General features: G+C 36.8%; 11 protein-coding genes and 2 pseudogenes. 8 read left to right on the top strand and 5 right to left on the bottom strand.

The window, feature by feature from the left end:
- Nucleotides 1-9: 9 nt before the first annotated feature.
- Both EL158_RS01450 and accB read right to left on the bottom strand, forming a co-directional pair.
- On the bottom strand, nt 10-1,341 hold the full coding sequence (locus EL158_RS01450) for an acetyl-CoA carboxylase biotin carboxylase subunit (RefSeq protein WP_027303866.1): 1,332 nt from the start codon (nt 1,339-1,341) through the stop codon (nt 10-12).
- A complete protein-coding gene (gene accB / locus EL158_RS01445; protein WP_027303865.1) occupies nt 1,342-1,794 on the bottom strand; it encodes an acetyl-CoA carboxylase biotin carboxyl carrier protein in 453 nt (150 codons plus the stop codon).
- Between the two features lie 180 nt (nt 1,795-1,974).
- Here accB and EL158_RS01440 point away from each other — a divergent pair, with 180 nt between their 5' ends.
- Both EL158_RS01440 and EL158_RS08685 read left to right on the top strand, forming a co-directional pair.
- A complete protein-coding gene (locus EL158_RS01440; protein WP_034955881.1) occupies nt 1,975-2,958 on the top strand; it encodes a type II asparaginase in 984 nt (327 codons plus the stop codon).
- 154 nt (nt 2,959-3,112) lie between these two features.
- Nucleotides 3,113-3,181 (top strand): annotated as a pseudogene (locus EL158_RS08685) (hypothetical protein); the annotation flags it as partial.
- Nucleotides 3,182-3,464: 283 nt separating this feature from the next.
- On the opposite strand, the gene EL158_RS01435 reads toward EL158_RS08685, so the two are convergent.
- The 3 genes from EL158_RS01435 to EL158_RS01425 all read right to left on the bottom strand — a co-directional run bounded on the left by EL158_RS01435 (nt 3,465) and on the right by EL158_RS01425 (nt 7,918).
- A complete protein-coding gene (locus EL158_RS01435; RefSeq protein ID WP_027303863.1) occupies nt 3,465-4,766 on the bottom strand; it encodes a major outer membrane protein in 1,302 nt (433 codons plus the stop codon).
- 219 nt (nt 4,767-4,985) lie between these two features.
- Complete coding sequence (locus EL158_RS01430) at nt 4,986-7,559, bottom strand: ATP-dependent Clp protease ATP-binding subunit (RefSeq protein ID WP_034955777.1); 2,574 nt, start codon at nt 7,557-7,559, stop codon at nt 4,986-4,988.
- An 83-nt stretch (nt 7,560-7,642) separates the two neighbouring features.
- Nucleotides 7,643-7,918, bottom strand: a complete 276-nt coding sequence (locus tag EL158_RS01425) for a metal-sensing transcriptional repressor (protein WP_004276174.1) — start codon at nt 7,916-7,918, stop codon at nt 7,643-7,645.
- Nucleotides 7,919-8,011: 93 nt separating this feature from the next.
- Here EL158_RS01425 and EL158_RS01420 point away from each other — a divergent pair, with 93 nt between their 5' ends.
- The 6 genes and pseudogenes from EL158_RS01420 to EL158_RS01395 all read left to right on the top strand — a co-directional run bounded on the left by EL158_RS01420 (nt 8,012) and on the right by EL158_RS01395 (nt 12,795).
- A complete protein-coding gene (locus EL158_RS01420) occupies nt 8,012-9,337 on the top strand; it encodes a S41 family peptidase (protein ID WP_174705432.1) in 1,326 nt (441 codons plus the stop codon).
- A 2-nt stretch (nt 9,338-9,339) separates the two neighbouring features.
- Entirely contained in the window at nt 9,340-10,050 is a 711-nt protein-coding gene (gene purC / locus EL158_RS01415) for a phosphoribosylaminoimidazolesuccinocarboxamide synthase (RefSeq protein ID WP_027303859.1), read from the top strand.
- Nucleotides 10,051-10,059: 9 nt separating this feature from the next.
- Nucleotides 10,060-10,296 (top strand): phosphoribosylformylglycinamidine synthase subunit PurS, encoded by a 237-nt coding sequence (gene purS / locus EL158_RS01410; RefSeq protein ID WP_027303858.1) that lies wholly within the window; start codon nt 10,060-10,062, stop codon nt 10,294-10,296.
- Nucleotides 10,297-10,305: 9 nt separating this feature from the next.
- A pseudogene (gene purQ / locus EL158_RS01405) lies at nt 10,306-11,014 on the top strand (phosphoribosylformylglycinamidine synthase subunit PurQ).
- On the top strand, nt 10,950-12,122 hold the full coding sequence (locus EL158_RS01400; RefSeq protein ID WP_027303856.1) for an SH3 domain-containing protein: 1,173 nt from the start codon (nt 10,950-10,952) through the stop codon (nt 12,120-12,122). Before purQ ends, EL158_RS01400 begins: the two are co-directional and overlap by 65 nt.
- Entirely contained in the window at nt 12,097-12,795 is a 699-nt protein-coding gene (locus EL158_RS01395) for a lysophospholipid acyltransferase family protein (protein ID WP_027303855.1), read from the top strand. The genes EL158_RS01400 and EL158_RS01395 overlap by 26 nt, the downstream gene beginning before the upstream one ends.
- Nucleotides 12,796-12,805: the final 10 nt, after the last annotated feature.

Genomic DNA, 12,805 nt, shown 5'->3' with positions numbered 1-12,805 from the left:
GCTACAAATTTAATGTCTTGCAAGGTAGTTTGTATCGTAGTTATTATCGATAAAATCGGGATTTTCCATCATAGAAAGATGAAAATCACGCGTAGTTTTAATCCCCCCAACGATAAGCTCATTTAAAGCTACTTTCATTTTAGAAATAGCCGTGTTTCTATCCTCCCCCCACACGACAAGTTTGCCTATCATCGAGTCATAATAAGGCGGCACCGCATAGCCCTCATAGCAGTGGCTTTCCATTCTTACATTACGCCCTGCTGGTGGGATATATTTGGTGATTTTACCCGGACTTGGTAAAAAAGTCTTGCTATCCTCCGCCGTGATTCTACACTCTATGCTATGACCGCGTAATTTAACACTCTCTTGCGAAGGCAAGGCATAGCCCTCAGCAACCTTTATCATCAATTCTATGATGTCTATACCGCTTACCATTTCGCTTACGCAGTGTTCTACCTGCAAACGCGTATTCATTTCTATAAAGTAAAAATCCAAATTTTTATCTACCAAAAATTCAAAAGTCCCCGCCCCCTCATAGCCTATGGCTTTTGCCGCTTTTACAGCTGTTTCGTGTAATCTTATCCTTGTCTTTTCATCAAGCAAAATAGCAGGACTCTCCTCTATAAGCTTTTGATGACGCCTTTGCATAGAGCAGTCTCTCTCGCCTATGTGTATAACATTACCAAAGCTATCTCCTACGACTTGCACTTCGATATGGCGAGGGTTTTGGATATATTTTTCCATATACATCGTTCCGTCTCCAAAAGCCGTCATCGCCTCACTTTCAGCCGACCAGTATGCTTTTTCTAAATCTTTTTCATTATCCACCACACGCATACCACGCCCACCGCCTCCAGCAGCCGCTTTTAAAATGACGGGATAGCCTATTTCTTTTGCAAGTTTTTTCGCCGCTTCCGCCCCAGCTAAAGCCCCATCACTTCCGGGGATCACAGGCACACCAGCCCTTTGCATTACTTGTTTTGCCTTGCTTTTATCGCTCATTAAATTCATCGCCTCCACTGAAGGACCTATAAATTTAAGATTATGTTTAGCACAAATTTCGACAAAATTTTGATTCTCACTTAAAAAGCCGTATCCGGGGAAAATTGCATCTGCCTCCGCAATTTCTGCTGCTGTGATAATAGCAGGGATATTAAGATAACTCTCCGCACTTCTTGCCTTACCTATGCAGATATTTGCGTCAGCGTATTTGAGATAGAGGGCGTCTTTATCCGCTTCAGAATAGACACAAATAGCCCTTTTTCCCATTTCTTTAATCGTTCTTAAGGCTCTTAGGGCGATTTCACCGCGATTTGCTATTAAAACGCTTTTAATTTCCATTTATAGTTTCTCCACTGCAAACAAAGGCATGCCAAATTCCACAGGCTGTCCGTCCGCAACTAAAACTTCAACGATACGGCAATCAAACTCCGCTTCAATCTCGTTCATAATCTTCATCGCTTCTATTATGGCTATGGTGTCGCCTTTTTTCACATTAGCCCCCGCTTTGACAAAGGGTGCTGCACCCGGGCTTGGCGCTTGGTAGAAAGTGCCTACCATAGGGCTTGTAATGCTTGGTTGATTGCTTTTAGTTGGAGTGCGATGAGTTTCATTAACGACATTGACATTAATAGGCTGAGGAGTAGTAGGAGGTGGAGTAGTAGGCGCTGGCACATCACAGAACATCTCTCTTTCAAGCTCTATTTCAAAGCCGTCCTGCTCTTTAATCTTAATCTTGCTAATATTTGCCTCAGCAAACAAATTTACAAGCTCCTTAATCTCTTCTTTAGTCATACAATTCTCCTATATTAAAGACTTTAAATCGCTATTATATTAAAAAATAGTAATTAAAATTGAATTTTTTTTGCTAAAATTAAGCATATTTCATCACAAAGATGAGATAAATTCTTAAAAGAGGCACATATGAAGAAATTATTGCTTTGTATGATTGCATTTTTTATAGTAGGGGCGAGTATGGAGGAACCAAAAGTTGCTATTTTAGCCACAGGAGGAACGATAGCAGGGTCTATCGATAGTGCGGTTGCTACTACTGGCTATACGGCTGGTGTTGTAGGTGTTGATGTGCTGATTAAAGCAGTGCCTGAAATTCAAAATTTAGCGAAAATTGAAGGACAGCAAATCGCAAATATCGACAGCTCAAATATGCGTGATGAAATTTGGCTTAAACTCGCACAAGAGATTAACAAACTTTTCGCAAGTGGAGTTGATGGCGTGGTGATCACTCACGGAACGGATACTATGGAGGAAACGGCTTATTTTTTAAATTTAACCATTAAAAGCGATAAGCCTGTCGTTTTAGTTGGTGCTATGCGTCCAAGCACAGCCATAAGTGCTGATGGTCCTAAAAATCTTTACAACGCAGTCGCTCTAGCAGCTGATAAAAATGCCAAAGGCGTAATGGTTGCTATGAACGATAAAATTCAAAGTGCTAGAGCTGTGGTAAAAACACATACTTTAAATGTCGATGCTTTCTCTTCGCCTGATTTTGGAGATATGGGTTATATCGTTGATGGTAAAGTTTATTTTTATAACAATGTCGCAAAAGCTCATACCAAAAAAGCACCTTTTGATGTAAAAAATCTTAAAGAATTGCCAAAAGTAGATATTCTTTATAGCTATTCAAATGATGGCAGTGGGGTGGCTGCTAAAGCTTTATTTGAAAATGGCACAAAAGGTATAGTAGTCGCTGGAAGTGGTGCTGGAAGCATACACGAAGCACAAAAAAAAGTTTTAAAAGAGCTTTTAACTAAGGGGCTTAAAGTCGCTGTAAGCTCTCGTGTAGTCGCTGGTCGCGTGGCAGTAAGTGAGGCTGATAAAAAGCTAGGTTTCATCAGTGCGGAGGATTTAAACCCACAAAAAGCTAGAATTTTGCTAATGTTAGCTTTAACTAAGACTAACGATGTTAAGAAAATTCAAGAGTATTTCTTAAAATACTAAAACATAGGCTCTTTATGAGCCTATATTCAAAGTTTTAATTTTAAATTCACTTAAAAACGCATTGTAATTCATAAGGCTTTATTTGAAATGGTATAGTAGTCGCTGGAAATGTGGCAGTAAGTGAGGCGGATAAAAAGCTAGGTTTCATCAGTATGGTATAGTGGTCGCTGGAAGTGGTGCTGGTAGCATACACGAAGCACAAAAAGAAGTTTTAAAAGAGCTTTAAGACTTAAAGTTAGCTATAAGTAGTGGCTGGAAGTGTGGCAAGGCAGATAAAAACTAAATTTTATAGCGTGGAGGATAATTTGCTAAAATTTTATAAATCATAAAATGCAAAATTCTTATTATTTCTAAGAAAATAAGGGGGGAGAAATAATTTTTTAACTAAGTCTTGGATAATTGTTAATTTTATATGCTTAGAACGAAAAAAGCCCCTGGGGGCAGGGGCTGACCACCCAGCTAAAAGGGAGGGGGCTGGGTGGATAAGTGGCATTATACCATAAAAATTAAAACTTGTAAAGAGCTTGAAGTCTTACAACATCTTTTTTACCTTCGCCATTTTTATCTTTATCAACATTTAGATAAGAATACAAAGCTTGGAAAGATAGTTTTGGAGAGTATTTATAATCTACTCTTGTAACAGCTTCAAATTTTTCACCACCGCTCTTGTGGTCATTTGTTTTAGTTCCACCATATACGAAGTCTGCACCTAAACGCAATGCTTCATTGAAGGTATAACCAGCAGTTAGGTAACCAAAAGTATTTTGACCAAGGTCGCCATTTAAGTGTGAACCTTCAGTGTAGTAAATTTCGTTACCAGCAAGAAGATGTCCTAAGTTGCCTTGATCTTCGATCACTGTTACTGTTACAGCATCTTTTTCACCATAGTATAAACCACCTAGGCTAGCGTCAAAGCCATTCCAGTCAATAGAACCTCTTAAAGCGAAGAAATTTCCGTCTTCAAATTTTTTATTATTTGGTCCTGTAGATTCTCCCGGTCTATCGTTAGCAGTATAAGTTTTATCTAGGTAGTTTCCTAAATAAGCGGCATTAAGCTTCCAGTTGACATCGTTAAAGATAGTTGTGCCATAAGCTAAATCTAAAGCATACCAAACGCCTACTTTATCCCAATAAGCAGCCCATAGTTGAGAGTCAAGTTGTCCGCCGAAAACTTCATAAGAAGCGATAGCAGCACCACCATAAAGGTTACCAACTTCATCAAAAGTTGGAACATTACCAAAACCTGTTACATCACTATCTTGCTCATCTACATTGTAGCTATCTACCGCGAAAGCTGCAAGAGTTAAGCCGTCAAAGCTGTTATTAACCACTTTGACACCTGTGCCAACAAGACCATCTACGCCACTGTCAGTCCAGATAGTGTTAAGCTGTTGCTTACCTACTGATACGCTAGTAGCAAAGTCTTCATTAGTGTAAGTTAGGTAAAGTTGTCTTACATGTAAAGTCGCACTATCGCCTTTTGTAACACTCGGGATATATTGATTATTTTCTTTACCATAACCACCATCTTTAGCATTGTAATCTAACTGAACGAAAGCTTTGAAGTTATCTGCGATCGCAGCGTTGAAATTAACTTGCGCTCTGTATTTGTGAAATTGCTTAGAGGTATTAAGACCTGACTGACCAACAAGACCAGCATTATCTTTGATATTTCCTGCCTCATAGCGGTATCTTAAAACACCTGATACATCGATATCTTTAATCGCTTCTTCTAGTGGAGCAGCATTTGCCACTGAGAAAGCACCCGCAGCAAGAGCTGCAACTAAACTAAGTTTAACTAGTTTCATGAGAATTCTCCTTAAAATTAAGATATAAAACGGCGAAATTATAGCATATAAATGAGCTTTTTTACTTAAATAATACTTAAAAATTAAAAATATTAAAGAAAATAAAGATAAGAAATAAAGCCCCAGAGCTTTAAACTAGGGCTTTTAAGGAGTTCTTATGAATGTTTAATTTACACGATGAAATGATAAATTTAAAAGCTTAATGATAAGTAAATAATATTAAATTTTATTAATCACTATCTCATTTTCTTTTAAATCTATGCTTATGGTATCGTTTAGGCTTAAGGTATCGCTTAAAATCATATCGCTTAATTTATCCTCTATCTTATCATAAATGGCTCTTTTAAGAGGTCTTGCTCCAAAATCCTCATCAAAGCCCTCTTTAGCTATAAATTTAGCCGCTTCGTCGCTTAAGGTCGCTTTTAAGCCCTTATTTTCTAGGCTTTTTTGCAGGTCTTTAAAGAGAAGTTTGACGATTTCATACGCTTCATTTTCACCCAATGGGTTAAAAGTGATAATCTCATCAAGGCGGTTTAAAAATTCGGGCTTAAAGAAACTTTTAAGCTCTGCTTTTACGGCTTCTTCTTGCTCTTTTCCTTTTAAATTCATAATAGCGGTTGAGGCGATGTTAGAAGTTAAAATGATAATGGTATTTTTAAAATCCACACTCACGCCCTTGCTATCTGTGGCTCTTGCGTCATCTAATATGCCTAAAAGTATGTTAAAAACATCTTTATGTGCTTTTTCTACCTCGTCAAATAAAATCACACTATAAGGCTTTCTTCTCACGGCTTCAGTAAGCTCTCCGCCCTCCTCGTGTCCTATGTAGCCCGGAGGCGCACCAAGTAAGCGTGAAACGCTATGTTTTTCCATAAATTCGCTCATATCAAAACGAATCATTGCTTTTTCATCATCAAATAAAAACTTCGCTAAAGCTTTGGCGGACTGGGTTTTACCCACGCCTGTTGGTCCTAAGAATAAAAAGCTTCCTATGGGTTTGCTACCCTCGTTTAGTCCTGCTTTGTTGCGTTTTATCGCCTTGGCTAAGGCGTTTAAGGCTCTATCTTGTCCTATGACGCTTTCTTTTAAATGCTTTTCGACTTCTAGGAATTTTTGCTTTTCGCTTTTTAGCATTTTTTGCACGGATATGCCTGTCCATTTGCTTAAAATTCCTGCGACTAGGTCTTCATCGACTTTATTTTTTAATAAAACGCCGTTTTGACTTAAAAGCTGCCATTTTTCTTCAAGGCTTAAAACTTCTTTTTCTAGGGCTGGGATTTGTCCGTATTCTAACTCGGCGGCTTTTTGAAAATCGCCTTTATTTTTAGCTAAATTCGCTTCGTTTTTTAGCATATCAATTTCTTTTTTCTTAACGCTTATGCTATCAAATACACTTTTTTCGTTTTCAAACTGGGCGTTTAGGGCGTTTTGCTCCTCTTTTAAATTTGCTAGTTCTTTGGCAATTTCCTCTAATCTTTTCTCATTTGCTTCATTTTGCTCCATTTTAAGCGCTTCTTTTTCGACTTCTAAGGTTTCTAGCTCTTTTCTTACTTTTCTTAAAGAGCTTGGCTCGCTTTCTATTTGCATTTTAAGCTCGGCGGCTGCTTCGTCAATGAGATCGATTGCTTTATCAGGTAAAAAGCGATCATTTATATAACGCTTAGAAAGCTTTGCCGCTGCAACTAGGGCGGAGTCTGTAATGCTTACATTATGATGAATTTCAAGCTTTTCTTTAATGCCTCTTAACATAGCCAAAGCCTCGTTAATGCTTGGCTCACTCACACTTACAGGCTGAAAGCGGCGCTCAAGAGCGGCGTCTTTTTCAAAATACTTGCGGTATTCTTTAAGCGTAGTCGCTCCTATGGTGTGAAGTTCGCCTCTTGCTAGGGCTGGTTTTAGAATATTTGCCGCGTCCATACTGCCCTCGCTAGCCCCTGCTCCTACTATGGTGTGAATTTCATCGATAAATAAAATCACATTTTTACTTTTTATCACTTCATCAACCACGCTTTTAAGCCTGTCTTCAAATTCGCCTCTATACTTTGCCCCTGCGATTAAGGCACTCATATCAAGGGCGATGAGGCGTTTATTTTGTAAAGAAGTGGGGACATCTTTTTTCACTATCCTTTGTGCTAAGGCTTCTACAATGGCTGTTTTACCAACGCCTGGCTCACCTAGTAGGATAGGGTTATTCTTACTTTTTCTAATGAGAATTTGCATAGTTCTTTCTATCTCTTCTTCTCTACCTATGATAGGGTCAAGCTCGTTTTGCTGGGCTTTTTGCGTTAAATCTATGCCAAATTTATTAAGAGAGTCCATAGTATCTTCGCTTGTTTTACTCTCTATCTTACGCCCTGCCCTTAAAAGCTCTAGTTCTTTTTTAAGCTCGTTTAAATCCATAAATTTAGCTAAAAGCTCTTTAATGGGAGAACGCTTACTTTCTGCGATGAGATAGGTATCTACGCTTAAATAACTATCGCCATTTGCACTCATTAAACCCTTAGCATTTTCTAAGGAATTTAAAAGCTCGTTTGAAATTCTTATATTATCTCTGCTTACATTTGAGCTTGTAGGTAAGGCTTTAATTTGGCTTTTAAGCTCAAGCTCTAGGGCTTCTTTTGAGATGTTAAGTTTATTGCAAATTTGAGAAAGTAGGCTCGTGCTATCTACCGCTAAAGCCCATAAAAGATGAAGCGGGACGACTTCACTATTTTTACTATGTATCGCTAAAGAGACTGCACTTTCGACATTTGAAAGCATAGAATCTGTGAGAAAATCTTGTAAATTTGCCATAATAGCTCCTTTTAGTTTTATAATGGTGGTATTATATATCTTTAGTCTATTAATGTCAAGTTATTTTAATAAATTTTTTTAATTTACTTTACAAACATATCAATAGCCTTATGCAAATCCTCTAAACTTTTATGGTCATTTTCCTCTAAAGCGTGAATAAGACAATGCGATAAATGCTCCTTTAAAATAGCGGTGGCAGTGTTATTAACGGCGGATTTAACGGCGGAGAGTTGGATAAGAATTTCGCTGCAGTCTTTGTCATTTTCTACCATTTTTTTAATGGCTTCTAAATGTCCTATGGTTTTGGCTAGGCGGTTTGAAATTTGCTTGATGTGTTTGGGGGAGTGGTGATGATGCATAATTTTACTTTCTCTTTTTGAAATTTACAAAATTGTAGCAAAAAATGCAAATTCTTTGTATTTACAAATTTTTATTAAAATCTTAGCTTTAAAATCTTTAAGGAGTTGATAGTGAAAAGGAAACAAATTCTCGCTGCTTTAGCGGGATTTACGGGATCGCTTATTTTATGTCTTGGACTTGCAAATGTCTTATATGCCGATGATAAAACGGAACAAATGCAAAAACGCCTCGAAGCTTTGGAAAAACTTACTAAAACGCTTCAAATTGTCGAGCAGTATTATGTCGATGAGCAAAATATTAGCGATTTAGTCGATAAATCACTTTCAGGACTTTTGACAAATTTGGACGCACACTCTTCTTTTTTAAATGAAAAAGATTATAATGATATGAAAATGCAAATGAGTGGCGAATTTGGCGGACTTGGGATCACTGTGGGTATGAAAGACGGAGCTTTGAGCGTGGTTTCACCCATAGAGGGAACTCCTGCGGATAAAGCGGGGATCAAATCAGGCGATATTATCCTTAAAATCAATAATGAAGCCACTTTAGGTATGAACTTAAATGATGCCGTGGATAAAATGCGTGGAAAGCCTAGCACCAAAATCACTTTAACCATTTTTAGAGAGGGAGCAAGTAAGCCTTTTGATGTGAATTTAACAAGAGAAATCATCAAGGTAGAGAGCGTTTATAGTAAAAGGATAGAAGATGAGGACATTTTATATCTTAGAGTTACAAGTTTTAATAAAAATATAGTCGATGAAGCACGAAAAGAGCTTAAAAAATACCCTAATAATAAGGGCGTAATTTTAGATTTAAGAAATAATCCGGGAGGGATTTTAAACCAAGCCATAGGACTTACAAATTTATTTGTCGATAAGGGCATTATCGTTTCTCAAAAGGGTAGAAATGAAAGTGAAAATAAGGACTATAAGGCAGATCCTAAAAATAAAATTTCAAATTCGTCCCTAGTCGTTTTAGTTAATGGCGGAAGTGCGAGTGCAAGTGAGATTGTAAGCGGAGCTTTACAAGATTTAAAAAGAGCCATTATCGTGGGGGAAAATACCTTTGGTAAGGGCAGTGTGCAGCAAACTATACCTCTAAACAAAACAGAGGCTTTAAAACTCACCATAGCAAGATACTATCTCCCAAGCGGACGCACCATACAAGCTGTGGGCGTAAAACCTGATGTGGAAGTTTTCCCGGGCAAGGTTACGGCTAAAGAAGATGGCTTTAGCATTAAAGAAAGTGATTTAAAGCAACACTTAGAAAGTGAGCTTGAGAAATTAGAAAAGAAAGAAAATAAAAAAGAGTTAAAGGAAAATAAAAGCCTTATCACAAAAAAACAAATCAATGAAGACGCACAGCTAAAAGCGGCAATTGATAGCATTAAAATTCTAAACATCAAAAAAGGAAAATAAAAATGGAAAAGAAGGAATTGCTTTACGAGGGCAAGGGCAAGAAGCTTTTTAAAACCGATGATGAATTTTTGCTTATCACGGAATTTAAAGATGACCTAACTGCCTTTAACGCTGAAAAAAAGGGTAATGAAGCGGGTAAGGGGGCGCTTAATTGCAAAATTAGCACCGAGCTTTTTCATCTTTTAGAAAAAGGAGGAATCGCTACGCATTTGGTTCAAACCTTAAGCGAAAATGAACAGCTTGTTAAAAAATGCAAAATCGTGCCTATTGAAGTCATCGTGCGTAATGTCGCTACTGGCTCTCTTACAAAAAGGCTTGGCATTAAAGACGGCACAAAGCTTCCTTTTGCTTTAGTGGAATTTTGCTTAAAAGATGATGCTTTGGGCGATCCTTTCATCAATGATGAGCATTGTTTGCTTTTAAATTTAGTCAAAAATCAAGAGCAAATCGAGGAAATTAAAACAATAGCTAGGAAAATTAACGCCATACTTTTGGACTTTTTTGATAAGAAAAATTTAAGACTGATCGATTTTAAAATCGAACTTGGCTTAGATAAAGATGATAAGCTCATTTTAGCCGATGAAATAAGCCCTGATAGCTGCCGTTTTTGGGATAAAGAGACAAATGAAAAGCTTGATAAGGATAGATTTAGGCAAGATCTAGGCAATGTCAAAATGGCTTATGAAGAAGTTTTAAAAAGAATTTTAAGTTAAGGGATAAAAATGCAAGTTGTTGTTAATGTATTTTTAAAAAATGGCGTTTTAGACCCGCAAGGCAAGGCTTTAGAAAAGGCTTTGCACTCTTTAAATTTTTCTAAGGTTAAAGAAGTGCGTGTGGCAAAACAGCTTAAAATCGAACTTGATGAAAGCGACACGCAAAAGGCTAGAGAGCTTGTAGCTAAGATGTGCGAGGAACTGCTTGTTAATAGTGTGATAGAAGATTATGAAATTTTACTTTAAGAAGAAAAAATGAAAGTTGCTATTATAAGATTTTTAGGGACAAATTGCGAATTTGACACACAATACGCCTTTGAAAAAATCGGTGCTAAAGTCCAGCTCGTTTGGCACGAGGAAAGGGAATTTGAGGCGGATTTGGTCGTTTTACCGGGGGGCTTTTCTTATGGGGATTATTTGCGTTGTGCGGCTATTGCTAAACTTGCTCCCGCTATGCAAGGCGTTTTCAAACACGCTAAAAAAGGTGGCTTTATACTTGGGATTTGCAATGGCTTTCAAATTCTACTCGAAGCAGGACTTTTAAAGGGTGCGATGAAGCATAATGAAAATTTAAGCTTTATCTCCAAAAATCAAACCCTAAGAATCGTTTCTAACGATAATGCTTTTTTAAAAAAATTTCACAAAAATGAGCTAATCACCCTTCCCATAGCACACGGCGAGGGGAATTATTATGCCGATGAAGCTACGCTTAAATACCTAGAAGATAAAGACCTCATCACACTCAAATATGAAAATAATCCTAACGGCTCTTGTAATAATATCGCTGGAATTTGTGATGAAACTAAGAAAATTTTCGGTCTTATGCCTCACCCTGAAAGAGCTTGCGAAAAGCTTTTGGGTGATGATGTAGGGCTTAAGATGTTTGAGGGATTTTTATCTTGAGAATTTTAAGCGTTTTATTTTCATTTATCATAATTTTATGGGCGGAACCATCCGTTTTTGAAGGTCAGCAAAAAACGATAGAAAGCCAAAAAGAATTTTACAAAAATATCGCCCCAAGCGATGAAAATACAGATTATGAAAATAATCGTTATGAAGATTATGTGGCACATTCAAGCTTAGCCTTAACGAGTGAGGAATATCCGCAAAATTTTTATGTAGGAGAAGCCTTTAACATAGAGCTTTACGCTAAAACTTTGGAAGATGTTAAATTTGATTTTAACCTCTCTTTAGTCAAAAATGACAGCTTGCATTTTTTAAACCCTAAAAACTCATTTGAAAAAATTTCTAATGATACTTATAAAAATACGCTATGGTTTGAGGCTAAGGACGCTAATGCAAATTTAGAGCAAATTGTCGTTTCTATGTTAAGAAATGGCGAGGTCTTTCAAAAGGCTAGTTTGCAAATTCAACCCCTGCGTTTTCAATACCCACCCAAAGAGCAAACTTACGCTCATATCGTGGCAAGCTCTTTGGATGTAGGGCAAGTTAAGACAAATTATTTTGATGAAAAAAATATCATTATGATGCTTGAGCTAAATGCGACAAATGCAAATCTTAAGAGCTTTTTTGTAAATGGAGTGCAAAAACAAGGCATTGAAAATTATAAGGGCGATTTTAACGCTTCAAAGGCATTTTATTATGCCATTTTCCCTGCAAATAAAAATCATTTTGAATTTTCTTATTTTAATAAAGAAAGTAAAAAGCTTGAAAATTTTAACATCAAGCTTCAAATTTCTAATGATGAAATCAGCACGCAAAGCGATTTAAATCCTACAAATAAGGACTTTAATATCTATAAACAATACGCCTTATGGGCTTTGGCTTTTGTTTTGGCGATTTTATTTATCTTTAAAAGAAATTATTTTATCTTAGGTTTTGCTTTGCTAAGTTTTGCTCTAAGCTTTTTAGTCGATACAAATACGCATAATGGACTTTTAAAAACAAATACTAGGGTCAAAATTTTACCGACTGAACCTTCAACTTATTTTTACACTACCAACACAGAAGAAGAGGTAGAAATTTTAGGAAAAAGAGAAAATTACATTAAAGTTTTGTTTAAAAATGGCAAAATAGGCTGGGTTAATGACACAGATTTACTCAAAAATTAAAGCTTTAATTTTTTGGATATTTTTTATTTTTAGCGTTAGTGGTGTGATTATAGCCTTTTGCTTCACACAAAATCAAAATAGCATTTGGAAAATTCGCCGTCTTTGGGCTAAAGCCCAAAAGCTAATTTTAAACTATAAAATAGAACTTATAGGCGAATTTCACCAAGACGCACAAATGCTAGTGATGAATCATCAAAGTGCCTTAGACATTATCGCACTTGAGAGCATTTATCCTAAGAATTTATGCTGGATAGCTAAAAAAGAGCTGGGTGAAATTCCTGTGTTTCAAATCGCCATTAAAAAGTCTCAACTTCTTTGCATAGATAGGAAAAATCCACGCGCCTTAGTGAGTGTTTTAAAAGAGGCTAAAGAAAGACTTAAGGCGGGGAGAGTTTTGGCAATTTTCCCTGAAGGGACACGCTCAAAAAGTGAAAAAATGCTTAAATTTCAAAGCGGTGCTAAGATTTTAAGCGAGAAATTAAATTTAAAGGTGCAACCTGTTTTAATTGTCGATTCTGCTAAGATTTTAGATACTCAAAAATTCGAAGCAAAAAGTGGAATTTTAAAGCTTATAGCCCTACCACTTGTGGATACAAATGACGCAAATTGGCTAGAAAATACAAGAAAAACAATGCAAGAGCGTTTGGAGCAAGAAAGGGCGGTTTTATTGTAAATTTTTTGCT

Origin of the sequence: Campylobacter upsaliensis (genome assembly GCF_900637395.1) — a bacterium.
Classification (GTDB): Bacteria; Campylobacterota; Campylobacteria; order Campylobacterales; family Campylobacteraceae; genus Campylobacter_D; species Campylobacter_D upsaliensis.
The sequence above is the reverse complement of the archived record's forward strand: the minus strand, read 5'-3'. Positions and strand labels throughout refer to the sequence as shown.